This is a genomic window from Chitinivorax sp. B (genome assembly GCF_005503445.1).
Lineage (GTDB): Bacteria > Pseudomonadota > Gammaproteobacteria > Burkholderiales > SCOH01 > Chitinivorax.
Genome location: NZ_SCOH01000059.1, coordinates 1 through 25,197, shown reverse-complemented (window position 1 = coordinate 25,197; position 25,197 = coordinate 1). Strand labels below are relative to the sequence as shown.

Sequence of the window (25,197 nt, the reverse complement as noted above, 5' to 3'; positions counted from 1 at the left end):
GACAGGTGGTGGCCAGGCCGGTGGCAAGGGGATATTGCCCGCTTTGGTGCTGGCCTGGCCATTGTCACCACAGCTGGCCCTTGGATTATCGGTCAGCGCCCCTTACGGCGCCGATACAAAATTCGATGAGGATTGGTCTGGACGTTATACCTCGCTGAAAACTGAAATGGCGGCCATCAATATTCATCCATCGGTAGCCTGGAGGCTGAATGATCATTGGTCGGTCGGGGCGGGCTTGAATGCAATCCATATTGATGCAGACTTATCCAAAGCGCTGGATTTTCGTTACGAAGCAGACATTGCCAGCATGTTGCTTGGGCAGCCGGTACCGATGCTGGATGGGAAGGCGACGATGAAGGGCAAGGGTTGGGGTTATGGGGTGGATGTTGGCGCACAGTTTCAGCTGTCGCCCAATACCCGCTTGGGCGCAGTCTGGCGATCTACCGTCACCCCCAAGGTCAAGGGGGATTACCGGGTCGACATCCCGACTTTGTATAGCCAATTGGCGGCTGGCTTGGGGTTGAGTCTGGAGTCCGAAGTGCAGAAGGCGGATGCCAGGGTGAAGTTGCCAGCCAGTCTGGGATTGGCATGGCAGCAGCGGTTGACTACTGCGATGACCTTGCATACCGCTTTTCAACGTACGTTCTGGTCGCGATTCGATGAATTGAGGATTCGTGTCGATAACACGCCGGATCAGGTTCAGGTGGAGAGATGGCGTGATGCCAACCGCTATGCGGTAGGGATCAATTATCAGCTCAGTGATGCATTGGCCTTGAAGGCAGGGTTGGCGCTGGATCAGACGCCGGTGCCGAATGCACGGTATCGCCACCCCAGTGTGCCGGATACTGATCGGACCTGGTTGACCCTGGGCATGAGTTATCGCACTGGTGCCATGGGACGGTTGGATGTGGCGATGGCATGGACGCGCATGAAAGATGCGGGTATCGATTATGTCGATACCGCCTATAACCGGGCGGACTATGCGTTTTTTAATGCAGACCAGCATTTTCACGTCAAAGGGCAATTCGACCTTGACATGAGGATGTTGGCAGTCCAATACACTCTCATGTTCTGATTGACTGTTTGCCAGATCGGTTGGTCGTGTGCGGGGAGGCATTACGCCGTCGTTTACAGGCAGCGGATGATGCTGTTTCCCGGCGGGCAATCTCCTTCCGGCGCCTAGCAGGCGCCTCTTTTTTCATCTAAATGTCATTATGCATGTAAAATAGCGGCAAATATTTGTCATAAGCAGAGAGACCGTAACGTGACCATCGCTGAACGTAAGCAACGAGAGCGCGAAGCCTTGCGCGATAAAATCCTGGATGCAACGCGCAATCTGTATATGGAAAAAGGCTATGATGGCCTGACCATGCGCGCCATTGCTGCCCGCATCGATTACTCCACTACCATCCTCTATTCCTTTTTCAAGGATAAGGATGCCCTGTTGCGTGCATTGACCGATGCCGATTTTGCCTTGCTCACCCAGCAGTTGCGTGATGGTGATGCTGCTGATCAGCTTGCTACCGAGCGACTGAAGCGCGTTGGTCGCAGCTTTGTACAATTCGCCATTGAGCGACCTGATCAATACCGTATGTTATTTATCGACCCGATTCCGCCCTATGCGCCGGAAGAGGCGGGGAATGAGCGTGGCAATCCGACACAGGATGCTTACGCCTTCGCCTATATGCTGGTTGATCAGTTGCAGCGGGAAAACGTTGGTATCACTACCAACGCCCATGCCATCGTGCAATTGTTCTGGGGTATGCTGCATGGCCTGATCGGCTTGCGCCTGTCGATGCAGGATGAACCCTGGGTGGAATGGCAGCCACTGGAGGGCTTGGTGGAAACGGGTATGGATGCTTTGTTGTTCGGATTGATGCCACGATAACGATTGCATTACAGCAATTGTTTGTAGTTGGCGTTGGCAAGTCCCGCGCCAACTCACCAAGACAACCACATTGCGTCACTTGGGATTTGGCTCTGGTGTGTGAACGCTTACCCATCCACCATGCCAAAGCGAGCCGGATACGCTGAAGGCGCCAATTCAATCCAGCTTGAATCACACTTAATTATTCCGAAGTAAATTGATATCGCCGTTTCATGGTGTCAAGCAGCGCCTGATTTTGATTCAGGAAGGTTTTGAAGCGTTCGATCAACTTGGGGTATTTGATCGACGACAGGCACCAGAAGCCGCTGGCGTGGGGTAGGGAAGGATCGTAGACAATGATCCCTTGCTGAAACTTGGCATTGCGCGAGAAATAATAGCGGGCAATGGCTGTATTCATGTAGGCGCCATCTACCCGGCCCATGGCCAATTTTTCATACAGCGAATCGTAGGCAGGTGATTCCTCGATCGCGATTTGGCCCCATTGGATCTGCTGCATGTAGGGATAAGGGGTGAATCCTAGTGGGGTGCCAAGTATCCGTAAATTGTCAGGCCCTTTGCCCAGATCTTCCCGACGAACCAGCACACCGTCAGTAAAGGGCAGCATGGGTGCATAACTCACATTCCGTCCTCGTTTAAGGTCAGGTATCCAGGACGGATTATCGGGAAAGATCAAGTCCAGCTTGCCAATCACGAACAGGTTATCACGACGTTTCAGCGGGTAGACCTGATAGTCGAAAATCAGGTTTTCGCTTTGTGCAAAGGCATCCAGAATGTCCTTGCCCAAACCACTGTAGCGTCCATCCTTGAATTGCGAGTACGGCAAGAAGTTTTCGTAGTCCTCCACACCCACCGTGTACACCTTGGGCTCTTCGGCAGTGGCCCCATCGTTGATGGTCAATACGCCCACCAATAAAAGCAGAACATGTAAAAAACGGGCCAGCATGGCTGTAATTCCTCATTACACTGATATCAGTATAGGCATACATAAGCAAATGGCACGTCATTGTCGTGTGGTTTGATTGGGGGCTGGCTGGTAAAGGTCGATGGAATGCACTAGCCTGAATTGGCTTTGTGCAAACCTTGATTCCGTGTATTGATAATCGCTCTGGAGGCCGCGTGTCGCTTTCCACCCTGATTCCCGGCAAGGTGCGTCAGTGGCTGGCATCCTTTGCGTTGTTGTGCGTGGTCGGTGCAATGGGAGCCTTGGTGTTCCGTCCGTTGGACCACGCATTGATGGATCAGTTGCTCTGGTTATACGCCGGCGAACAACAGCCTGATCCCGAGATTCTGCTGATCGACATCGACGATTTCTCGCTTGGGCGGATGGGGGCTCAGGTAGGCCGTTGGCCGTGGCCAAGGGCGGTACATGCCGAAGTGTTGGAGTCGATGGTGGCCTATCAGCCAAGGCTGGTTGTGTTCGATATCTTGTTCAGTGAAGTGGATGTTTATGCTGCGGGCGACAGCGACCGTTACTTTTCAGAGGTGTTGGCACGTAACAAGAATGTGCTGTTGCCGATTTTGCAACAGAATCCCACACCGGGCGATCCCGGTTATCCTATCCAAGCTTTCCCGAGTACGGTCGGCTTCATCCGCACGCTGCACGCCAAGCCGGATGCCCGTGCTCATCTGTTGTTGCCATTTGCGGTGCCGCCACAACACTGGCGGCTGGGGACCATCAACTTTGTGGCCGATAACGACGGGATTGGCCGGGAATATGACGTCCATCGCGATATTGACGGCTGGCGCCTACTGTCGATGCCAGCCAAAGTGGCCACCTTGCTGGGCAAGCCCATTCCCAAGTCACCACGCATTGTATTGAACTGGCGCGGTCGAGAGGTAATTCCGTTTCGCCGTATCAGCTATGTCGATTTGTATACCTTGATCAACAAGCAAGCAGCCGGTGACGCCATAGCGATCAACAAGTTGCAAACTTTGTTGGCAGGTAGATTGGTGGTGATTGGTTCCAGTGCATCCGGTCTATATGATTTCCGCCCGACACCAATTGCCAGCCAGCATCCTGCGGTGGCCATTCTCACCACGGCGATCGATAACCTGAAGAACGGTAACGATCTGCGACCAATGCACTGGTTTTTTCCAGCAGCCTGCAGCGGCAGCATGCTGTTGATGGCATGGCTACTGTTCACCGGTAGTGCCGGTAACTACCCGCGCGCGCTGCTGGTAACGGGTTCAGCCATGTTGACGATCAGCCTGGCGCTGCTGATGGTCAGTTATTGGCTGCTGGGGCAGCGCTGGTTGTTGCCGGCGGGCACGGTATTGGGAACGGGCTGGGCGGGTTATATTGCACTGGCCATGCAGACCGGTGCACGCGAGTATCTGGCGCGACGGCGTATGCTGTCGATTTTCAGTCGTTTCCTCGACCCCAAGGTTGTCGGTCGCCTGATGGATGCGGGTGAGCTGGCACCTGCCGCATTGAACAAATCCTGTACCTTGACCGTGTTGTTCTCCGATATTCGCGGTTTTACCACCTTGGCAGAGCGGCACACTGCGGAACGGGTAGTGATGTTGCTCAATCGTTACTTCGAAATGCAGGTGGACATCATCTTCCGTCACGGTGGCACACTCGACAAATTCATCGGCGATGCGGTGATGGCGTTCTGGGGAGCGCCTGGCAACGATCCTCAGCAGGCTGAACATGCAATCCGGGCTGCGCTGGACATGCGTGATGCACTCCAGCAGTTTCGTGCCGAACTGGGAGAGGAGGGGGAGCTGTTCGACATGGGGGTAGGTATTCATACCGGCCCGGCAGTTGTCGGAATGATCGGTTCACAGATGCACTATGATTACACTGTGATCGGCGATACGGTGAACCTGGCCAGTCGCATCGAGGGCCTGACCAAAGGGTTGGCGCCCATCTTGGTATCCGACGACACCCGTCGGGCCTGTTCCGACATTTTCGATTTTCACGATATGGGAAGGCATGTGGTCAAGGGCCGTCATGCTGACATTCATCTTTTTGAGCCGAGGAGGCGCTCATGAGAACGCTGGTGGGTTGTATCTTGCTTGGGGTGCTGGCTTGGCAACCGCCGTCACGTGCTGACGATGTGGCGGTGACCGTGCGTGATACGGTTTTACGTCAGGAACCCAGTCCATCAGCGGCCGCGGTGATGAATCTGGTACGGGACAAATCTGTCATGTTGCAGAAGCGACAAGGGGGATGGTATCAGGCCGTGGTTGAGCAGCGGACGGGCTGGGTGAAGCTGCTGGATGTACGTCTGTCCGATGCGGGTGCGCGTCCTCGTGGCGGGCAAGACTTGGCAACAGTGCTGACCGGCCGTACCGCTGCTACACCCACCACCGGGGTACGGGGGTTGGATGAGGAAAAACTGCGCCGGGCTCAGCCCAATCTGCCTGAAGTGGCGCGAATGGAGGCATTGACCGTCAGCCCGGCCGAGGCCAATCGGTTTGCACAGGAAGGTGGCTTGCAAGCCATTGAGCTGGGTTATCGCAACGTACCATGACGGAGGCCAGGCCATGAACACCGCAAAATCGACCGCAACGGCCTTCACACTGTTGTACTTGTTGTGGGGCTGTGAAGGTGCGCAGCTGCCCACCATCAATGGCTTCAACCTTCAAGCCTTGGTCAATGCCGGCTCCAAGGTGGTGGAAGCAAACCGCGACTATACCGAGCCAGAAGAAGTGGCGATGGGTCATAGTGTGGCCAGCGTATTGTTGGGCGCTGCCCGGCTTGATCCCAACCAACCTTTGCAACGTTATGTGAACCGGGTTGGTCGTTGGGTAGCCAATCAGACTGAACGGCGCGAGCTGGCTTGGCATTTTGGTGTGCTGGATGATACCAATATTAATGCCTATGCTGCGCCGGGGGGCTATATCTTCGTGACGCGAGGATTGATCAATCTGATGGAGAACGAGGCTGAACTGGCCGGGGTGCTTGGGCATGAAATTGCCCATGTGCTGCGTCAGCATCATTTGAAGGCCATGCGTAGTGGCTCGTCGCAACAGGCTTTCAGTGAGCTGGTTGGTTTTGCTGCCGAGCGTTATCGCCATCGCAGCGGTGATGCAATGAAGGGGGAAATGGCCAAGCGTTTTCTTGCCACCACTCAGGAGTTGTATACCCGTGGGCTGGATCGGGGGGACGAGTTCGAAGCAGACCGGATGGGCGTCATTCTGGCTGCACGGGCCGGTTATGACCCGTTCGCGTTGATGGCTGTATTGCAAAAGATCGAACAACGTAAACCAGGCGATCGTGCCTTGTCACTCATGTTCAAAACCCATCCGGCCCCGGCGGATCGGCTGATGGCGATAGAACGCACGCTTGGTGATGTCAAGCTGCCTGAGCTGGCAATCGGTGAGCGGCGATTTCAGGCCCAGTTTGGACGCTGATCTTATTGTTGTCGCCTAACCGGTATCGAATTGTCTGCCAGTCAAACGTTGCCGTTTTCTGCGGCCGGTAAGGTGAAATAAAAGGTTGCTCCTTTTCCTACAGCGGCGTCTGCCCAAATACGCCCGCCATGACGGGTGATGACCCGCTTGACGGTTGCCAGACCGATACCAGTGCCTTCGAATTCATTATCGGCATGAAGTCGTTGAAACGGTGTGAACAGGCGTTGTGCCCACTGCATGTCGAATCCTGCCCCATTGTCAGCAACAAAAAACACTGGCTCATCATCTATCACCTGAGTGCCAATGGTGAGATGTGGGTGTAGGCACTGGCGGGTGAACTTTAGTGCATTGCTGACCAGGTTCTCCAGCACCACTTGCAGCATGCGAGCATCGGCTGGGGCGGTCATGTCTTCACTGATATCGACGGTTGCGGTGGCAAGGTGGGGGTGATCTGCCAGTAAGGTATGCGTGACTTCACGAGCCAACGTGGTGACGTCCACCGTTTGCCGGTGTAACGGCATCTGAGTGGCGCGGGCCAGGGCCAGCAGGTCATCAATCAGCTGATTCATCCGGAAGCCATTGACCTGTAGGCGCTTCAGCAGCTGCCGTTCATCGTCATTCAAGCGGTCTGCGGCCTCATCCACCAGTACCTGGCTGAAGCCGATGATGGCGCGTAACGGCGAACGCAGATCATGTGACACAGAATAGGCAAAGCTTTCCAGCTCCCGATTCACGACTTCCAGTTCCTCTGTTCGCTGGCTCACCCGTTGCTCCAATTCCTCGTTCATGCGCAGGATGTGGTGCTCGTAGGTTTTGCGGGCGGTGATGTCGGTGGCAACCGTCAGCACCGCATAGGGGTGACCGGCCAAGTGCAATGGCAGCTTGGTGACCTGATACCAACGCACCTGGGTCGGGCCATCTGCCATTGGCAGTTCTGGCAGCAGCAATGTTTCACCGCTGACCATTACCTGCTCGTCACCCGCATGAGATGCGGCCAGCCAATCAGCTGGCAGACCCAAATCGGCCTCGGTCTGGCCGATGATCTGGTCTTCATGACGCATCAACGCATCTGCGAAGGCGCTATTGACCAGCATGATGAGGCCGCCTGGGGCGGTGGCATAGACCCATTGCGGCAACATGTTGATGATCTGTTTCAAGCGCAACTCGCTGGCCTGCAGAGCCGTTTGCGCCGATTTCAGTGTGGCGACCTGCTGTTGCAGGCGGGTTGTGACACGCTGGTAATCGCCGCGCATCATCTCCAGATCGTATTGAGCCCGCTCGGTCAAACGGGTCAATTCAATAATATTGTCATGCCCGGCAATGGTATTCGCCACCATGTCCAGCATCGTATGGACCATGTATTGCAGATCGCTCAGGTTGTGCTCCGGAATCTGCAGATGCCACAACAAGGAGGACAGGCGTTGATGTTGATACAATGGGCCCAGCGTGGCAATGACCCCCTGCATGCGGCGACGATAGTCCGGTACTGCTGCGGCCAGGGTATCCGGGTGATCGGTGAAGACCCCTAATGGCCGGCCAAGCAGCAGACGCTTGGTCGGTTGTTCGAAGACAAATCCCGGTGGCGGGGGCGTCAAGGTACTGAGTAAATGCATCGGTGGTGGGGGTCCAATTCATTTGGGGCTTGGCCCGATTATCATTATTCGTACAAGCTGAGAATCTAGCCCAGCAATAGCAGCACATAACTCATATTGTGAAACAGGCTGCGTGTATAACCATCGGCCAGCGGCAATGGGCCAATTTCGCCAAATGAAGGATATCCGGCCAATGGCAAGCCATCGGGAAATGCTTGTGACAAGGCCCGGATTTCATGTTCTACCTGGGCGCCAAGTAGTGTCTTGCGGCCACCGCAGCTGACGATCAGTGCCGCTTGAGGGGTGAAGGCTAGCGACTTGGCTTGGTCGGCCACGGCATACACTTCCTGGATCAGGGCTTCCGGGCTGGCCAGGCAGACTTGTACCGTTTGTCCCTGCTCAATCCCACCATACAATCCGAGGTGGCCGTTTTCTTCGCTGAAATCCGGCACAATCGACCGTATCCGGCGCTGGGCCGGGTCAGTGGGGTTGATCACCATCAATGACACTACGCCGCGATCCGTCTGCAAGACGGGTTTACCGGTTTCACGCTCGATGAAATCCATAGCTGACAGGCCATCAATGGTATTCACATTGGTACCGCAGGCATCGTTCACCAAACCAGGCTGACCGATGGGGGACAAGGTATTGGCGACCCGGATGGCATAGCGAATGGGGCCGTACGCACCCAACAGCACGATCGCATCCTGCAGCAACTGGCGATTGGCAAACAGGAAGCACGTCAACATCCGGTTGTCGTCCGCAGCAAAGCCACCTACCACCGGTACGGCCACATGCTTGAGCAATTCCCGTTCGATTTCGCTGGCATCGGCATGAAAATCGGCAGACAAAAACAGCAGTGCTGGGGACTCGCCGGGTCGACTATCCTGTAAGGCTGCCAGTGCCCGCTGCGTGGCAGCAGCTGGATCTATCCCCAGATTACTGGCGTATACCACCTGCCATTGCACTTCGCCACCACTGTTCAGTGCCAAGGCTGTGACACCAGTATTGCTGGCCCGGCGGGTCTCATAGATGCCATCCCCGCTATTGCCGATGACGACCAGCCGATCGTTTTCCAGTGCGTCATACAACCCTTCGACCAGTTCGGCAGACTGGCCGTAATGTATGGTGCAGAACAGGAAAACCACTTCGGGTTGAATGTCACGCAGGGCTTCGCCGATTTCGAGCCCGGCACGATAGGGTTCGGGGGTAAAGGTATAAACAGATCGGGCTTGCATGATCATTGACACATCACAAGTACTGGATACTTCAGTGTAGGTGCTACGGGTCGAACTTTCATGGGCCATGCGCGGGACAGGTTGCCAGTTGCCAAGGTGGGTTCTATGCTGCTGGCAGCCTGATAGGCGCGATCACAATGGGTTGCGATGCAACACATCTATCCGTCACAACCAAACGAGGTGGGTATGATCAGTTTTTCAGCATGGTGGGCAACCGAGCAAGCTGGTGGCCAGGCAGTGAGCCTGTCGCAACACACATTGGATGATTTGCCACCAGGGGAGGTGCTGGTGAAGGTGGCTTATTCCAGCATCAATTACAAAGATGCAATGGCCATTACCGGTCGAGGCAAGATCCTGCGCCAACTGCCGATGATACCCGGGGTGGACCTGGCGGGTGAGGTCGTGTCATCGACCGATTCACGTTTTGTTCCTGGCATGTCGGTCATGTCGACCGGATGGGGGGTGGGAGAACGCTATAGCGGTGGTTTCGCCGGCTACGCACGGCTCAAGGCGGACTGGTTGCAGCCTGTGCTCGATGGAGTGTCACCTAGGCAAGTCATGGCCATTGGAACAGCGGGTTTCACCGCCATGCTGTGTATTCATACCTTGCAGCAACAAGGCGTGCTGCCGGGGCAGGGCGAGGTGCTGGTGACAGGTGCCACGGGCGGAGTAGGCAGTGTGGCGCTGATGTTGCTGGCCGTGCTGGGCTATCAGACTGTTGCGGTAACCGGTAAGCTGGCCGACCATGATGCTTGGCTGCAAGCGTTGGGCGCCAGTAGGGTAATGGATCGCAATCTGTTCACACAGCCCGCCAGGTCACTGGAGTCGGAAACCTGGGCTGCAGCCATTGATACGGCTGGAGGAGCCGTGTTGGCTGGCTTGCTGCCGCGCATACGCTATGGTGGTGTGGTAGTAGCCTGCGGCCTGGCAGCGGGCCATGCACTGAATACGACGGTGATGCCATTCATCCTGCGCGGCATCACGTTGGCTGGGGTGGATTCGGTGATGTGTCCCATGGCGGTTCGTCAGGCTGTATGGCAACGTTATTTGCCATTGATACCTTGGGACAAACTGGCGAGTGTGACCCACGAGGTTGGCTTGGCCGACATCGAGGCAATCGGCCAACGCATGTTGGCAGGTCAAACCAGTGGCCGGTATCTGGTACGGATTGATGGTTCACTCGACAACGAATGAACCCGATGAACGTGTCAGCGGTCTACTGCATATTGCCTCTTGACCGGCTAGTACTGATCATTTTGGGGGAAATGGTGAAACCATGTTCAAGAAGCACTTGATTGGTTGGGCCTAGTCAAGTTTTACAATAATGGGGATGATCGCAATCAGGCTTGTTGACAAAACTCGGCTGGCGTTGTTGTGCAGACCTACCGTACCTACTATCTTTGTTTGCATGCCTGACCCGCAGCGCTTCGCTGAGTTTTGTCAGAATTGGATGGTGCGAAATGCACCATCGATCAGCGTTCAGCAAAACACGCCAAGGGGTGTCCAATGCGTATTCCGCCGCTACCGACAACGACTCGGCCGTTGCGCGAAGGACTGAGCGTCACGGCGACAGAATCGGCACGGGCGGCTTCCCCGGTGGAGCCACGCAGCCTGCCGCCTTTGGTCTATCGCCCGGTCGTCTCGCCAGTACCACCGCCACCCCAACAGCCAGAAAAGCCTGTCCAGGAGCGTCGTAACGGGCAGGACCGACGCCAACATTGCCGCCGTCACCAACCTTTGTCGCTGGTGCTGGACCCAAGGCAATGGGGGGATCGTCGCAAGTACAACCGACGGGCCGGCGATCAGTCGGATCATGTCGACGAATGGGCCTGAAATGGGGTAAGCAAAGCTTGTCAGGCGCTGCCGACCCTGGTGCTCAGCCCAGATTGCCAACAAACAACCGGCGAATCAATCGTTGCTTCAGCCCGTCGACCTCGTCGAGTCCCAGGCGCTCCAGATATTTCTCCGGTACGATGTTGTCGCCTAACAAGCTTTTGATCACAGTGCCAATCAACTCCAGCGGATTTTCGGTAGAGGCTTTCAACTTGCGCAGGGCTTTGATGATCACCAGCTCGTCCTCGGTAAAATCGGTACCGAACGGAAAATCTGGTAGCAAGCCCAACTGTCGCCATGGCCGTAGTCGGCTTTCCAGCGTCGCCGGCAGATTATTGCGCTGTGCCTCGGGAATCTCGTATTCATGTGAGATCTTGCCATTTTTCCTGGCCAGCTCCAGTAACTGATCCTGAAAGCGTGAATCGGCCACGGCCAGCAAGCGTTTGATACATTCTGCATCGCTTTGCCCACGTAAATCGGCCACCCCATATTCGGTGATCACAATGTCGCGCAGGTGTCGCGGGATAGTAGTCTGGCCATAACTCCAGACGATGTTGGAGATCAACTTGCCGTGTCGCGTACGGCTGGCCCTTAGCATCAGGATTGAGCGGGCATCCGGCAACAGATGGGCCATGGCGACAAAGTTGTATTGCCCCCCGACACCGCTGACAACCTGACCGGACTCCAGGCTGTCGCTGGAAGCTGCGCCTAGCAACGTCACAAGCATGGTGGTGTTGATGAAGCGGGCATCGCGGCGCTGCGCCCCTACCAGTTCTTCGTGACCGAAAATGCGATTGATGAAGCTGATGCGGCTCATGCCAATCTGATTGAGGGTGGTTTTGTCCAAGTCCCGTAAACGTTGGTAGAAATCACGCGGGCCCAGGAAAAAGCCGCCATGCATGATGATGCCGCCTTTCAACTGAGTGCCCAGGCAATGTTGACAGACTTTGTCAAAATTGACCGGGTCGACCAGATTCCCCGACAAGCGGCCAATAGGGACTGAGATGGAATCATCTCGCCATGTGACCTGATCATTGAAAATACCGAATCGTTTCAGCCAAGTCACATCCCGCTCGGTCAACTGACTGTTGATGATCTGCTTGTCACGCAAAATGGTCAGCATGGCTGGTGTGACCTGGGTTGTGATCTCCCCGGAATTGACCAGCCGCTGCAGATCGGCATCGTTGAATACCTGCCGTCGCACGATGCCCGCATCGATCAATTTCATGAAACCGTTCACAAACATCTCGCTGCAACCATACAACCCTTGTTCGAAGCGACCTAATTCAATGCAGGCTGGAACCTTGGTATCGTAGATCTGCTGTATGATCTTGCAGTAGCTGTCATTTTGCTGATCTCGCATGATCAGCGAATGCGCAATTGCATCACCCAGCGAGCCAATGCCAATCTGCAAGGTGCCACCATCCTTGACCAGTGAACTGGCATACAGGCCGATCGCGTAATCTTGAAGGCTGACCTTCATATTGGGTGGCGCGAACAGATCATGGGTACCTGCGGGATCGTCCACCAGAAAGTTGAAGCGGGTCGGACTGATTTGCGCGTCGTTCGGCATGAAGGGCAGTTTGCGGTTGATGATACCGACTACCAATACCTGACGGCTGGGTTCTGCCGCTAGCATGTCCAGTATATCCAGCGTGACATCCGGGTTACTGGACAGGGACAATGTCAGCTGATCGCCTTCTCCCTCGGCAGCAACTGCCTGTGCCAACACGTTTACATTCTGCAGCATCATGTCACGCGCAACATGGGTATAGTTGCTGTACAGATAGTTCTGTTGTGCATCCGGGTTGTCGAGGTAATCACCTGTCTTCAGAAAGAATTCAAGTACTTCCACATTGGGTGGCAAATGGCCCGCCCGGCGATCGGCGACGTAGTCCAGATCCGGGTAGTCGCCAAAGACACGTTCAACAAAGGGCTCGACAAAGCGGCTTTCCAGCTCGCTGTGGCCCTTGGGTTTTTCCAGCGACAAAGCAGTGATGATGCGCAGGCTGTAGCCAGTGTGTTCTTTCACCCGTCGATACAATGCATTTACAAACGGGTTGGGTTTGCCAATCCCCAATGGGATGCCCAGAATGATGTGGGGGCCGACGCTGGCAATGACTTGGTCGACACATGCCTCGATCTGGTTGAAATAGGTTGTCATGATTGTCTCCGGAGTTTTATTTGCAACAAGCATAGGTAGTGCTTGCCAAAATGCGAAGTATTTTGTGCATACGTTTTGACGAGCATCAGATTTGATTGCAGCCCGCTATCAATGCGGCTTGTATATATTCGTCAATCTCGATGTTGTACGATGTTCAGTGTTTGCCAAGGCATTGGGGATATTGCTGTCAAGCAGGGTCAGGGCCGCTTCTGCTATAGTGTTGGCCGCATTGGGCTGGTGGCAGGGTATCCGATATTCAACGCGGATCGAATCCGGTCGCGTTTCCTCGATTGTACCGACAACCTGTGATGCCGAACGTCACACGCGATCTATCTGCCCCTCGTGCCGAATCAATATGGCCTGATGCCTATTCAAACAACAACATGATTTGAGGGAGCTACATGAAACGTCTGCTTGCCCGCTGTTTTTCCGTTTCCCTGCTGGTGCTGGCTTGTCAATTCGCTTGGGCAGATGACGTTCCGATGCGACTGGGGGATGCCGTTACCCCAAAGAGCTATCAACTGGAACTCACCATCATTCCGGAAGGTGAGAAGCATACTGGCAAGGTCGATATCGCATTGGTGATCAATGCTCCGGTCCGTGAGATTCGCATGCATGCGGAGGCGATCAGTATCAAGCAGGGGCGGCTACTGATGGCCGGCAAGGCCGTGAGAGTGGATAAGGTTGTGCCGCAAGGAGAGGAATATGTCCTGTTGCGGTTCCGTGAGGCATTGAAGCCCGGCCCGGCTCGACTGCAACTGGATTTTGCCGGCCAGATGAGTCGCAAGGAAATCCATGGCGTATTCACCCAGAGAGAGGGTGAAGATTGGTACGCCATGACCCAGTTTGAAGCCACGGGCGCACGTCGCGCCTTTCCGTGCTTTGATGAGCCGGGTTGGAAAGTACCTTGGCAACTGACTTTGAATGTAAAGAAACAGCACATGGCCGTGGCCAACACGCCAGTTGTGGGCGAACGTGACCTGGGTAAAGGCATGAAACAGGTGCGCTTTGCACCGACCAAGCCGTTGCCAAGCTATCTGGTTGCCTTTGGCGTTGGCCCGTTTGATGCGCTGGATGGTGGGATGGTTGGAAACGTGCCGGTGCGCTACATCACACCGCGAGGTCGTGCGCAAGAGGCTCGTTACGCCAAGGAAAACACGCCGGCCGTGCTACAGGCGCTGGAAGGCTACTTTGGCATGCCGTACCCTTACGAAAAACTGGATAGTCTGGTGATCCCGATGACCATGGGTTTCAGCGCCATGGAGAACCCGGGTCTGATTACCTACCGCAGCAACGTCCTGCTGGCCCGCCCGCATGAAGAAACTGCCTATTTCAAGCGCCGCTACGTCAGCATTGCTGCCCATGAGTTGGCACACCAATGGTTCGGCAACTATGTCACGATGAAATGGTGGGACGATATCTGGCTGAATGAGTCGTTTGCATCATGGATGGCCAGCAAGATCACGGCGCAAGTGAAGCCTGAATGGAATCTCGATGTCGAGGATGTCGTCGCCCGTCGCAGTGCCATGCAGGCCGACCGTTTACCTTCCACCCGCAAGATTCACCAGCCGGTCAATAGCCAGCATGACTTAGGTAACGCCTTCGATGCCATTACCTATTCAAAAGGGCAGGCCGTGTTGGCGATGTATGAGCGTTGGCTGGGGGAGGACAAGTTTCGTGACGGGGTACGTCGGTACATGAGCACGCATGCTTGGTCCAACGCCAGCTCACGTGATTTTATCGATGCGTTGGCTGCGCAAGATCCACAGGTGGCAAAATCCTTTGAAAGCTTCATCGAACAACCCGGTATCCCGCGCTTGAATGTCACATTGCGTTGCGACCCGATCCCGCTGGTCGAATTGCAACAAAGCCGGTTTGTCTCCAAGGGCACCAACTTGTCACCGGATCAGCGTTGGGCGCTGCCAGCATGTTACGGTTTCGCTGATGGTGTTGCCAAAGTTCGAACCTGCACCGTCATGGATGAGCCCAAATTGATGGCCAAGTTGGAGTCCAATAAACCGTTGGCAACCTGCCCGCAATGGTTGCAAGCCAACCCGGGTGGCGTGGGTTATTACCGCCCGGTTTATTGGCCTGGCGGGTTGGCGTCATTGATGGATGACCCCAAACGCCTGGGTGTGGCAGAAATCGTAGCGGGTCTTGATGATGCCCATGCGTTGATCGAATCAGGTGACCTGCCGATTGCTGATGCAATGCAATTGGCTCAGAAGTATGCCGATCACTCACGTCGTGAAGTCGTGGAAGCTGCCTTGCGTATCGCCATACGGGCTCACAGCATGCTGGATTCCACTCAGCATGCATTGTTCGCCCGGTATGTGCAGCAATCGTTCGGCACGCGGGCAAGGGTGTTGGGTTTTAACCGCAAGCCGGAAGAATCGGACGACGACGAATTGTTGCGTGGAACCTTGGTACCGTTTGTGGCCGATGCAGGGCTGGATGGCAGCCTGCGTGACGAAGCCAGCCGGTTGGCACGGCAATGGTTGGATGATCGCAAGTCTGTGGATGCCTCCATCATTGGTCAGGTACTACGTACGGCTGCTATTTCGGGTGGTGCTGCACTGTTGGATACCTATATTGAAGCGGCTGCCAATACCAAAAACATGCGTGAGCGTCGTTCGTTGCTGGAAGCACTCGGCGCCTTCCGCGAGCCACCGCAGTTGGCCAAAGGGTTGAAAGTGGCGCTGGACAGCCGGTTTGATAGCCGTGAATCCATTGCGCTGGTAAACGGGGCTGCATTTCACCCTGCTACATCTGAGGCGGCCTGGCAATTTGTGCAGGGCCATTTCGACAAGTTGATGGCCAGTCTACCCAAAGATTTTGCCGCCACGGTACCGACCTTTTTCGGTAATGCCTGCAGCACCAAGATACGCAATGAGGTCGATGGCTTTTTCAAGGGAATTATCCACAAGTATGAAGGCGGGCCACGTGAATTGGCGCAATCGCTGGAGCAGATCGATATGTGTGTTGCCACACGTGAGGCACAGGCGGGCAGCCTGTCGGCATTTCTGAGTGGCTATCAGCTCAAGTTGCCACAGTAAGCACCATGCAACGCTGGGACATATTCTGCGCCGTCATCGATAATTTTGGCGATATTGGGGTGTGCTGGCGTCTGGCACGTCAGCTCGTGGCCGAACGGGGTGAGCAGGTCAGATTATGGGTGGATGATCTGGCCAGCTTCCATCGCATTTGCCCAGCCGTCGAGGCTAATGTCGATGGACAGCGGGTAGACGGGATTGACATTCGTCATTGGATGGCGGACTTCCCGACTTGGGATGCAGAAATGGTTGCCGATGTCGTCGTCGAGGCCTTTGCCTGCGAATTGCCGGCGACCTATCTGGCCGCGATGGCCCAACGAGCCATACCGCCAGTGTGGTTGAATCTGGAATATCTCAGTGCAGAAGACTGGGTGGCTGATTGCCATGGCATGGCATCCCGCCATCCACGGCTGCCGTTGACCAAGTACTTCTTTTTCCCGGGATTTACGACGCAGAGTGGTGGGCTGCTTTGTGAAACGGGACTGTTGGCAGCGCGGGCGGCGTTTGATACCGATGTGCAAGCCACCTTCTGGCAACGTTTGAATGTGCCGGCGAAACAACCGGGCGAACTGCGCATCTCATTGTTCAGTTACCATAATCCGGCCATGCCGGCCTTGTTGCAGACCTGGGTTGATGGGCCGAACCTGACCCGATTACTGGTGCCGGAAGGACGGGCGACCGAGCAACTGGCCACTTGGTATGGGCATGCATTGGCTGTCGGGCAAGTTACCCAACAAGGCAATCTGATTGTCCAAGTACTGCCCTTTACCGAACAACCGGAATACGATCGCTTGTTGTGGGCGTGCGATATCAATTTCGTGCGTGGTGAAGATTCCTTCGTGCGGGCACAATGGGCGCAGCGCCCATTTGTCTGGCATATCTATCCGCAGGCGGATGACGCGCATCGTGTCAAACTGGATATTTTCCTGGATCGATATCTGGTCAATCTACCGGAACTCGATGTGGTACGTCGCTGTTGGCATGCCTGGAATGGCGATGGCGACATTGTTGCTTCCTGGGCAGGCTTCCGGGCTCAAACTGATGCTTTGACGCAACACAGCCAGCACTGGGCCTGTCAGCTGCACCAGCTGGGTGACTTGGCCGGCAATCTGGCATGTTTTGTGGAAAGCAAGTTATAATCCCATGTTTTTCAAAGTTTTCTTTCGTTGCTGCACAGGGCGGCAACTAGCAAACCTCTGATTTGATTAGGCAAGATTAGGACGCAACATGAAAACAGCTCAGGAACTCCGCTCCGGTAACGTCGTGATGATCGGCAGCGATCCGATGGTCGTACAAAAGGCCGAATATAATAAATCCGGCCGTAACGCTGCAGTGGTGAAATTGAAGTTGAAGAACCTGCTGACTGGCAGCGGTTCTGAATTGGTTTACAAGGCCGATGAAAAGTTCGACGTTGTTACGTTGGACAAGAAGGAATGTACCTATTCCTACTTTGCAGACCCGATGTACGTGTTCATGGACACCGAATTCAACCAGTATGAAGTTGAAGCCGAGAACATGTCCGACGTCATGAACTTTCTGTGCGATGGCATGGAAGACATCTGCGAAGTCACCTTCTACAATGCCAAGGCTATCTCTGTTGAGCTGCCGACCACAATCGTTCGTGAAGTTGAGTACACCGAACCCGCCGTGCGTGGCGATACATCAGGCAAGGTATTGAAACCCGCACGCCTGAAAGGTACTAACTATGAAATCCAGGTTGCGGCTTTTGTTGAAATTGGCGACAAGATCGAAATCGACACCCGTACCAACGAATTCAAGAAGCGCGCATAAGTCTACTTGGATGCGATGATAAAAAGGCGATCGACAGGTCGCCTTTTTGTTTGTTCTGGTACTCTGTCAGGGCTGGCTGGGTCATCCCAGTGAAATACCATTTGAATTGGAGAGTGGATCAGTTCGTCAAGTGCCTAGCAGCGTGGTGCCACCATTCAATGTTGGTGGATGCAGGGCATCAGGTAGCGTGAAATAGAATGTGGCTCCCTGATCTACGGCTGCCTCCACCCAGATTTCACCTCCGTGTCGCTCTATGATGCGACGGACGATGGTCAGGCCGACCCCGGTGCCTTCAAATTCACTGTCAGCATGCAGACGCTGGAATGCCTTGAATAGCTTGCTGGCGTAAGCCATATCGAATCCAACGCCATTGTCCTGAATGTAGAATCCGTTGTGACCTGCCTGTTCGAACTGGCTAAAGATCACCTGGGCATCTGTCCGTTTGGCTGTGTATTTCCAGGCATTGTTGAGCAGGTTCTGCAGGGCGATCTGTAGTAATCTGAGATCGCCCCGAGCCAGCAGATTCGGCGAGATGGTAACGCTGACCGTTCGTTGCGGATTGGCACTGGCCAGCTCTGCAACAATATTGTTCGCCAGCTCGCTCAGATTAACCGGGACCATATTCAGCGTGGCTGTACCCACCCGTGACAGATTCAACAAATCATCAATCAGATTGCTCATGCGCTGGGCGCCGTGACGGATCCGTGACAGGTAGAAACGACCCTCTTCATCCAGCACCTGTCCATATTCGTCCAGCAGTTGATCACTGAAGCCATCAATGGCCCGCAGCGGTGCCCGAAGATCGTGTGAGACAGAATAGCTGAAGGCTTCCAGTTCTTCATTGGCGCGGCGCAACTGCTGGGTTAGGTCGCTTAGCCGCAAATGAGTGTGGATACGGGCTAGTAGTTCATCTTGTTGGATCGGTTTGCTTAGGTAATCGACCCCACCCGCACGAAAGCCATTCAATTTTTCATCTGTGGCCGCCAGTGCGGTCAGAAATATCACCGGTATGGCTGAGGTCGTCTCATTCTGCTTAAGCCGACGACACGTCTCAAAGCCATCCATACCGGGCATCATCACGTCCAGCAAAATCAGTTGTGGCAACATGAGGGCGGCTCGTTCCAATGCTGCTTCGCCGGTCTGTGCAACCAGGGTACGAATACCTGCTTGTTCCAAGCAGTCGCAGATCACGCTGAGGTTGGTTGGATTGTCATCCACCACCAGGATGGTGGTACGTTGTCGCCCAGACAATTGATAAGCTTCAAGGGCATGAGTCATGATGGAACAGTTCCTTCCGCCATCGAAAGCAGCGACTGAAGCCCTTTCTCGTCGAACTGCATCGCCATCTCATGTACCTTTTGGGCGAAGGACTCACAAGCTGGTTTGTGTGTCGACAATCGATCTGCCCAGTGCCGAATACCATGTAGGTCACCGGCTCTCAGCATTCGTTGCAACTGTTGTAGCTCGTCCGTAGTTGGCCATATCCATGTGGGATTGGAAATCGGAGAGGCATCTGATGCAGGAGCCATCTCCCAGATCAGCTGTAGGTGATGCTGTAACAACGCCAGCAGGTGCTCGCGATGAATGGGTTTGCTGATGAAGGCGTTGCAACCTGCGGTCAGGCTTTCTGCCTGATCTTTTTCGAACGCGCTGGCTGATGCCGCAATAATCACGGTATCAACCAGGGCTGGATTCCGGCGCAGCTGTCGGGTGGCATCATGGCCGTTCATGCCACCAGGCATGATCAGATCCATCAGAATGGCATCGGGCTGCCATTGTTCGACCAGCGCCAACGCCGCCTCACCAGATGGTACGGTACGTATGTCGAAGCCCAGTGGGGCCAACATATCCTTCATGACCTTGCGGTTATCATCGTTGTCATCCACTACCAGAATGCGTTTGGCGGCACCCAGGTAGCGGGTGACCCCTGCCAGTGGTTCGTGTTGTGTGGGGAGCGAGGTGTCGATGGATACGGTCGACAAGTCGAACCAGAATCGGCTCCCCACACCCGACTGGCTATCAACTTGAATCTCGCTGCCCATGGCATGTACCAGTTGATGGCTGATGGATAGTCCAAGCCCGGCGCCTTCGGCTCGACGCCGTTGTTCACCTACTTGTTCGAATGGTTGGAACAGATGACCAAGCTGATCTGGTGAGATACCGATACCGGTATCCTTCACCTCAAAACGAAGTACACATGCGCCGTCGATATTGGTCGTGATCAACTTGACTTGGAGCGAGACCTGCCCTTGGTCGGTGAATTTCACTGCGTTCCCGAGCAGATTGATCAGCACCTGTCGCAAGCGTTTTTCGTCAGCCAGGATTGTGAGTGGCAAGCTATGGTCCTGCTCACAGGTGAAAGCCAGTGATTTTTGATCTGCACGTGGCCGGATCACATTGGCGATATTTTCCAGAAAACCCGGTATGTAAAGCGGGGAGGGAAGAATATCAATCCTGCCCGCTTCGATTTTGGCCAGATCCAGAATATCGTTGATCAACTGTAGCAGGTGCTCCCCGCTCTGCTGAATGATTGTCAGGCCCTTTTTCTGGTGCGGGGTCAAATCGGCTTCACGTTTCAGAATTTGTGCGTAGCCAAGAATCCCATTGAGCGGCGTACGCAGTTCATGGCTCATGTTGGCAAGGAATTCGCTCTTAGCCTGGTTGGCAATCTCTGCCGCCACCATGGCACGTTGTGTTTGCTGGAACAGGCGGGCATTGGTCAATGCCACGGCTACCTGATGAGCCAGTGTCTGGACCAGATTGGCATCGCGATGGCCCAGCGGCCGGTCTGCATGTACGTTGATGACGCCAGCGATGCGCTGTTCGATCATGATCGGTACGGCCATTTCCGATCGATAGTTGGTCTGGTCCGCACAACGAAGGATTGGCCGACCCTCCAACCCTGCCTGGCGTGCCAGGGGGGAGATGGGGTGAGGACGGGCTGATTCCTCTGCACGGGGTTCATCGTCAATGGTTTCTGCCACGGACAAGGTGTGCTGGTGTTCATCCATCAGCAATATCTGCACTGAGATATAGCCAAAACTCTGCTTGGTCAACTTTGCCACCTGTCGTAACAGGTCTTGTGAATCAAGAATGCTGGCCAGTTGTCGGCTGATTTCCACCATGGTTTCCAGTTGCAGGCTTTGCTGTTCCAGGTCATCGATGGTACTGCTCAGGCGCGTTGTCATTAAATTCATCGAATGGGCAAGACTACCGATTTCATCGTGTGACTCGACGATGGCACGAGCGTGCAGATTACCGTTGGTGATTTGCTCGGCGGTTTGGGTCAAGCGTCGAACCGGGCCCACAATCTGGTGACGGAACAGCATGGCCAGGACTACGCCCAACAATGCAGCCACCCCACCCCCAGCCAGGGTTTGCAGACGGGCGCGGATCAAGCTGTTGCGAGCATCACCTTGGTCAGCCTGGAGCTGAGTCTGCTGAGCCATTGCTGCCGAATCCAGCAATTGCTGCATCCGTTCGGCCATGGGCGCCACTTTGGTTCGGTACAGATACAGGTCTTCATAAGCATGTTGGCTGACGACAATACTGATGATTTTTTCACTGGCTTCCGCTAACTCCAGGCGTCGGGAGGCAATGCCGCTCAGGATGGTCTGCTGCTGTCGGGTCATCTGCCGGCGATTGGCTTGCAGGCGGCGCCAGACAGCGGCATTGGCGGTTAAATAGGGGCCATAGCTCAGCTTGAAACTCATTTCGCCAGAGGCTGCGTAGGCGATCAGATTGCCTGTCATCGCATCAAACGTGGTTTCAAAATCTGCCAGGTCAGCGAGTATTTCGCGACTGACAGGGGATGATAGGCGCTGTTTCTGGACATTGATCAAAATATCGATATCACCCAACATCGCCACTTTCAGCGGTTGCACCTGCATGCGAGCAATGAACACAGCGGGGCGGTTTTTCAGCGGATTGTCATGTAGTGCGAACAGTTGATCTGGTAATGAAGACCATTCCCGATACAAGGCTTCCAGCTCTTCGATCTGCTGCCGGTCATCAGCGTTGGTCCAGTTGGTGGAAAGCGCTCGCAACTCGGCCAGATTGGCTTCGAATTTTTGACGATAATCGTGAAAAGCAACAGTATCTTGCTGATCACCCAGTACCAAATAGCCGCGCAGACTGGATTGCATGCGCAACAGATTGGTCTCGGCCCGAGATGAGGCAACGGTAGCAGGCAACCTGACCGAAGCGGCCAAATCGATTTTCTGGGTGACAGCATACCCGGCCATGAAACTTAACCCGACCACTAGCAGTGCCATGAATACCAGCACGCCAAAGCCAATGTTCAGTTTGCCGCCTAGGTTAAGCCCACTAGGCAAGGTGTGGTTCAATTGAAACGACAACCATCGAAACCAACCGGATTCTTCATAGCCGCGTCGGCGCGAGAATGTACCGGATGTGCTATCCATGTTCTTCTCGGTATCGGTCATCAAGTGACACGCATCAAATGGAGCCGTGCTACAGACCGAGAGAGGCGCGGTAGACCTTGCGCTGCTTGTCTCGGCCCATGCGGGTGGTGATCTCCTCAAAATCGACAGCGGTTGCTCGCAATGCCTGTTCGGCAGTCAATTGCCCACTGACTGCTTCGAACAGGTGAATATCCAAGGCCAACCAGTAGGCGTAAGCACCGGGGATGCGCAAATAGGGCATTTGCAACGGGTTGGCGTAGTTTTCTGCATAGGCTTTTGAGTATGCCCGGATATCTGCCTCGGCCCAGCCAGCCTTCAGATAATCATCAATCTTTGCGACCCCGTCAGGAGGAAGTAGTTGGCTGGTGCGACCAGGATCGACACCATCAAACCCTTGCGCCGCAAAGACACGGACCTTTTCCTTGTTTGCCATCATGGCCAGCAGAAAATAAGTGGCTTCTGGTGCTTTCGAATAACGGGAAATGACGCCCGCCCAAGAACCACCGGTAGTATTGCCGACAATATTGGGCTTGGTGGTGGCTACCCACTTTTTACCTGCAACATTGTAGTAACCCATGGAGCCTGGAATGGGAGCGGCACCGGTCTTGCCTTTGACGTAGCTGCCCTGATTCTGTGCCAGAGCCCCCAGGTCTCCCCAGGTGAAGGTCATGGCTGCACGGCCGGCCAGAAAGTAATCCCAACTTTCACCCAGATCCCAGGTCAGGATTTCACGGGGACCGAATTTGGTTAGATTGATCAACGCTTGTAGTGCTTTGACATGGCCAGGGCTTTCGATCAGCGGCTTCATGGTTTGTGGATCAAACCAGTATAGATGCGGGTTACCAGGTCCAATGACATACGGCGCCGAGAACGACATGTAATGGAACATGCCTTGAGCACCGGCCTTCAGGTGCATGGTCAGACCTGCATCGGGTTTGCCATCGGCGTTCAAATCCTTGCCATGGAAGTATTCTGCAATGTCTCGTACCTGATCCCAAGTTTGCGGGATAGCCAGCGGGTAACCATATTTCTGTTTGAAAGCGGTTTGGTGCGCTGCGTCATTGAACAAATCGCGTCGGTAGTAAAACACTTGGCCATCATGATCATAAGCCACCATGTACTTGTGTTTGCCATAGGTCAGCAATGACCGTGGAGCGGGCAGGACATCATCAATGTCCCACTTTGGGAACCGCGAATCCTTATAGTATTTGTCGACGGGTAGAATGAAGTCCCCCGCGACCAGTTCCCCCACCCACCAAGCTGCAGCAATCGAAGCATCAATCTTGCCAATGCCATTGGTCACATCCGACATGAAATTGGCAAAGTGTTCGTTCAATGTGACACCAATCACCTCAAGTTTGGCCCCGGTGGCAGCCTCAAACTCAGTCTTGGCTTCAATAAACGGCCCCATGATAGTGGTGCCCTTGTTCGCAATGATGGTCACCTTTTGCCCTGCAAAGGGACACTTGCCAGGCTGGCAAGGCTGGGTGACGACAGGTACAGCCAAGGTATCCTTCTTGACTACTTTGATGATCGTGTCTGGTGCGATCATTGATTCCAGCTTTTTCTCTGGTCCCGGTCCTGCTGCCTGCGATGTCGCAAGCCACATCCCACCAATGACCCAGGTTGCTAATGCAACGACACGTGGTTTCATATGCCCTCCTGACGGATCGCCCTGCATGCCGAATTGCCGCATCGCACCATGGGTGGGCATGACGAATCAGGGATGCTGAATGACGGAAAAGTGCGCTGTGGTGCTCCTCTTTTTTATAGCTCATTCACATGGGCCAATACATGCAAACATGGGAATGTTGAATTACAGCAATAGCCTGAGCCCTGACAAAACGCCCCAAAGGTTGGTGCCTTAGGGATGGCACCACTATATTTCATATAGCGAGAATCAGCCGTGGTGGACGAGGGGTAGGTCGAGATGAGGCGTGCAATCATGTGGATGTTGATTGGCTGCATCATGTACGTGCCATTCACTGGTGCACAGACTCTTGAACTTGTCACACTGCAATATCCGCCTTATCAGTATGAAGAGAATGGCGTAGTCAAAGGATTGGTTGTTGACATCGTCAATGAGGCATTCCGTCGCATTCGGCAACCCGTCAATATCACATTATTGCCCTGGGCTCGTGCCATCAAAATGATTGAGGACGGCTCAGCCGATGGCATTTTCACTGCCTACAAAACGCCTGAACGGGAAGTATTTGCCGATTATTCAAAAGAAATATTAATGCCACAAACCGTATCACTGTTTGTCTTGAAAGATTCCTCCATTCACTTCGATGGTGACCTATCCAGGTTGGCTGGTTACAACTTTGGCGTGGTGAGAAAGGTGAGCTATGGCAAGGTATTTGATGAGGCCGTGAAACATGGTCAAATCAAAGTACCTGATCCAGCCAATACTGGTGAGCAGAACATCGACAAGTTACTTGCCAAGCGCTTTGATATTCTGGTGAGCAACAAATATGGTGCGCTGGATATTTTGGCATCCAAGGGAGTACTGGATAGAGTGAAAGAGCTTTCTCCAGAAGTCGAACAGGTACCGAGCTATCTTGCCTTTTCAAAGCGGAGAAACCTGATCTCGATTCGGGACCGGTTCGATGAAGCGCTATCGGAAATGAAACAGGATGGCACGTATGAAGGGATGATAATTCGTTATGTGAGGAAATGACTTACATTACGCCAAAGCTAATGAAGCGTATCGTTTCAATCTCCTTTGGCCGTTGAAGTCAGGGCGGGATCGAACTTTACTCCTTGTTTAATCAAATAAAAGCTCAGTTCTGAAGCGCGGATCCCATGCTGCCCGCTGTCGTTTGCCCGCGACACTGTCCTTGCGCTTGGTA

At 54.3% G+C, this 25,197-nt stretch carries 18 protein-coding genes; 11 read left to right on the top strand and 7 right to left on the bottom strand.

The features are described from left to right. Together FFS57_RS22655 and FFS57_RS22650 are read left to right on the top strand one after the other, a co-directional pair. A partial coding sequence (locus tag FFS57_RS22655; protein ID WP_137940115.1) for an OmpP1/FadL family transporter occupies positions 1 to 1,075 on the top strand: 1,075 nt, incomplete at its 5' end. Positions 1,076 to 1,264: 189 nt separating this feature from the next. After that, complete coding sequence (locus tag FFS57_RS22650) at positions 1,265 to 1,888, top strand: TetR/AcrR family transcriptional regulator (RefSeq protein WP_137940114.1); 624 nt, start codon at positions 1,265 to 1,267, stop codon at positions 1,886 to 1,888. A gap of 181 nt (positions 1,889 to 2,069) precedes the next feature. Here the strand turns inward: FFS57_RS22650 and FFS57_RS22645 are convergent, their stop codons facing one another. Continuing rightward, positions 2,070 to 2,831, bottom strand: coding sequence for a substrate-binding periplasmic protein (locus tag FFS57_RS22645; protein ID WP_137940113.1), 762 nt, complete (start codon positions 2,829 to 2,831; stop codon positions 2,070 to 2,072). A gap of 173 nt (positions 2,832 to 3,004) precedes the next feature. Between FFS57_RS22645 and FFS57_RS22640 the strand changes: the two genes are divergently transcribed. The 3 genes from FFS57_RS22640 to FFS57_RS22630 are packed head-to-tail and all read left to right on the top strand — an operon-like array spanning position 3,005 to position 6,250. Next, positions 3,005 to 4,885 (top strand): adenylate/guanylate cyclase domain-containing protein, encoded by a 1,881-nt coding sequence (locus FFS57_RS22640; RefSeq protein ID WP_137940112.1) that lies wholly within the window; start codon positions 3,005 to 3,007, stop codon positions 4,883 to 4,885. Further along, the gene (locus tag FFS57_RS22635; RefSeq protein WP_137940111.1) at positions 4,882 to 5,367 is read left to right on the top strand and encodes an SH3 domain-containing protein; all 486 of its coding nucleotides are present in this window, start codon (positions 4,882 to 4,884) and stop codon (positions 5,365 to 5,367) included. The genes FFS57_RS22640 and FFS57_RS22635 overlap by 4 nt, the downstream gene beginning before the upstream one ends. A gap of 13 nt (positions 5,368 to 5,380) precedes the next feature. After that, a complete protein-coding gene (locus FFS57_RS22630) occupies positions 5,381 to 6,250 on the top strand; it encodes a M48 family metalloprotease (RefSeq protein ID WP_137940110.1) in 870 nt (289 codons plus the stop codon). A 41-nt stretch (positions 6,251 to 6,291) separates the two neighbouring features. Here FFS57_RS22630 and FFS57_RS22625 read toward each other — a convergent pair whose 3' ends face one another. Both FFS57_RS22625 and FFS57_RS22620 read right to left on the bottom strand, forming a co-directional pair. Further along, positions 6,292 to 7,863 carry a sensor histidine kinase gene (locus tag FFS57_RS22625; RefSeq protein WP_137940109.1) on the bottom strand — a complete coding sequence of 524 codons (1,572 nt, stop codon included), beginning with the start codon at positions 7,861 to 7,863 and terminating at the stop codon, positions 6,292 to 6,294. A gap of 65 nt (positions 7,864 to 7,928) precedes the next feature. After that, on the bottom strand, positions 7,929 to 9,080 hold the full coding sequence (locus FFS57_RS22620) for an FIST signal transduction protein (RefSeq protein WP_137940108.1): 1,152 nt from the start codon (positions 9,078 to 9,080) through the stop codon (positions 7,929 to 7,931). Positions 9,081 to 9,266: 186 nt separating this feature from the next. On the opposite strand from FFS57_RS22620, the gene FFS57_RS22615 reads away from it, so the two are divergent. Further along, on the top strand, positions 9,267 to 10,274 hold the full coding sequence (locus tag FFS57_RS22615) for an MDR family oxidoreductase (RefSeq protein WP_137940107.1): 1,008 nt from the start codon (positions 9,267 to 9,269) through the stop codon (positions 10,272 to 10,274). Between the two features lie 312 nt (positions 10,275 to 10,586). Further along, the gene (locus FFS57_RS22610; protein WP_137940106.1) at positions 10,587 to 10,913 is read left to right on the top strand and encodes a hypothetical protein; all 327 of its coding nucleotides are present in this window, start codon (positions 10,587 to 10,589) and stop codon (positions 10,911 to 10,913) included. 43 nt (positions 10,914 to 10,956) lie between these two features. Here FFS57_RS22610 and FFS57_RS22605 read toward each other — a convergent pair whose 3' ends face one another. After that, entirely contained in the window at positions 10,957 to 13,077 is a 2,121-nt protein-coding gene (locus tag FFS57_RS22605) for an acetyl-CoA hydrolase/transferase C-terminal domain-containing protein (RefSeq protein WP_137940105.1), read from the bottom strand. Between the two features lie 401 nt (positions 13,078 to 13,478). On the opposite strand from FFS57_RS22605, the gene FFS57_RS22600 reads away from it, so the two are divergent. The 3 genes from FFS57_RS22600 (at position 13,479) to efp (ending at position 17,921) form a co-directional block, all read left to right on the top strand. Further along, complete coding sequence (locus FFS57_RS22600) at positions 13,479 to 16,133, top strand: M1 family metallopeptidase (RefSeq protein WP_137940104.1); 2,655 nt, start codon at positions 13,479 to 13,481, stop codon at positions 16,131 to 16,133. A gap of 5 nt (positions 16,134 to 16,138) precedes the next feature. Continuing rightward, the gene (gene earP, locus FFS57_RS22595) at positions 16,139 to 17,269 is read left to right on the top strand and encodes an elongation factor P maturation arginine rhamnosyltransferase EarP (RefSeq protein ID WP_137940103.1); all 1,131 of its coding nucleotides are present in this window, start codon (positions 16,139 to 16,141) and stop codon (positions 17,267 to 17,269) included. 88 nt (positions 17,270 to 17,357) lie between these two features. Further along, on the top strand, positions 17,358 to 17,921 hold the full coding sequence (gene efp / locus FFS57_RS22590) for an elongation factor P (RefSeq protein ID WP_137940102.1): 564 nt from the start codon (positions 17,358 to 17,360) through the stop codon (positions 17,919 to 17,921). Positions 17,922 to 18,047: 126 nt separating this feature from the next. On the opposite strand, the gene FFS57_RS22585 is transcribed toward efp, so the two are convergent. Genes FFS57_RS22585 through FFS57_RS22575 form a run of 3 tightly spaced genes read right to left on the bottom strand, consistent with a single transcriptional unit; the run spans position 18,048 to position 23,999 of the window. After that, a complete protein-coding gene (locus FFS57_RS22585) occupies positions 18,048 to 19,199 on the bottom strand; it encodes a sensor histidine kinase (protein ID WP_137940101.1) in 1,152 nt (383 codons plus the stop codon). Further along, positions 19,196 to 22,345, bottom strand: coding sequence for an ATP-binding protein (locus FFS57_RS22580; protein ID WP_171014152.1), 3,150 nt, complete (start codon positions 22,343 to 22,345; stop codon positions 19,196 to 19,198). The genes FFS57_RS22585 and FFS57_RS22580 overlap by 4 nt, the downstream gene beginning before the upstream one ends. A gap of 49 nt (positions 22,346 to 22,394) precedes the next feature. Continuing rightward, a complete protein-coding gene (locus tag FFS57_RS22575) occupies positions 22,395 to 23,999 on the bottom strand; it encodes an ABC transporter substrate-binding protein (protein WP_249384130.1) in 1,605 nt (534 codons plus the stop codon). A gap of 291 nt (positions 24,000 to 24,290) precedes the next feature. Between FFS57_RS22575 and FFS57_RS22570 the strand changes: the two genes are divergently transcribed. Further along, entirely contained in the window at positions 24,291 to 25,025 is a 735-nt protein-coding gene (locus tag FFS57_RS22570) for a substrate-binding periplasmic protein (protein ID WP_137940099.1), read from the top strand. Positions 25,026 to 25,197: the final 172 nt, after the last annotated feature.

Excerpts from the sequence above, each read along its gene's own strand:
- FFS57_RS22610 (WP_137940106.1), top strand. The coding sequence starts at position 10,587 with ATGCGTATTCCGCCGCTACCGACAACGACTCGGCCGTTGCGCGAAGGA.
- FFS57_RS22575 (WP_249384130.1), bottom strand. The coding sequence starts at position 23,999 with ATGAAACCACGTGTCGTTGCATTAGCAACCTGGGTCATTGGTGGGATG.
- FFS57_RS22605 (WP_137940105.1), bottom strand. The coding sequence starts at position 13,077 with ATGACAACCTATTTCAACCAGATCGAGGCATGTGTCGACCAAGTCATT.
- efp (WP_137940102.1), top strand. The coding sequence starts at position 17,358 with ATGAAAACAGCTCAGGAACTCCGCTCCGGTAACGTCGTGATGATCGGC.
- FFS57_RS22600 (WP_137940104.1), top strand. The coding sequence starts at position 13,479 with ATGAAACGTCTGCTTGCCCGCTGTTTTTCCGTTTCCCTGCTGGTGCTG.
- FFS57_RS22580 (WP_171014152.1), bottom strand. The coding sequence starts at position 22,345 with ATGGATAGCACATCCGGTACATTCTCGCGCCGACGCGGCTATGAAGAA.
- earP (WP_137940103.1), top strand. The coding sequence starts at position 16,139 with ATGCAACGCTGGGACATATTCTGCGCCGTCATCGATAATTTTGGCGAT.
- FFS57_RS22585 (WP_137940101.1), bottom strand. The coding sequence starts at position 19,199 with ATGACTCATGCCCTTGAAGCTTATCAATTGTCTGGGCGACAACGTACC.
- FFS57_RS22570 (WP_137940099.1), top strand. The coding sequence starts at position 24,291 with ATGTGGATGTTGATTGGCTGCATCATGTACGTGCCATTCACTGGTGCA.
- FFS57_RS22635 (WP_137940111.1), top strand. The coding sequence starts at position 4,882 with ATGAGAACGCTGGTGGGTTGTATCTTGCTTGGGGTGCTGGCTTGGCAA.
- FFS57_RS22630 (WP_137940110.1), top strand. The coding sequence starts at position 5,381 with ATGAACACCGCAAAATCGACCGCAACGGCCTTCACACTGTTGTACTTG.
- FFS57_RS22645 (WP_137940113.1), bottom strand. The coding sequence starts at position 2,831 with ATGCTGGCCCGTTTTTTACATGTTCTGCTTTTATTGGTGGGCGTATTG.
- FFS57_RS22615 (WP_137940107.1), top strand. The coding sequence starts at position 9,267 with ATGATCAGTTTTTCAGCATGGTGGGCAACCGAGCAAGCTGGTGGCCAG.
- FFS57_RS22620 (WP_137940108.1), bottom strand. The coding sequence starts at position 9,080 with ATGCAAGCCCGATCTGTTTATACCTTTACCCCCGAACCCTATCGTGCC.
- FFS57_RS22625 (WP_137940109.1), bottom strand. The coding sequence starts at position 7,863 with ATGCATTTACTCAGTACCTTGACGCCCCCGCCACCGGGATTTGTCTTC.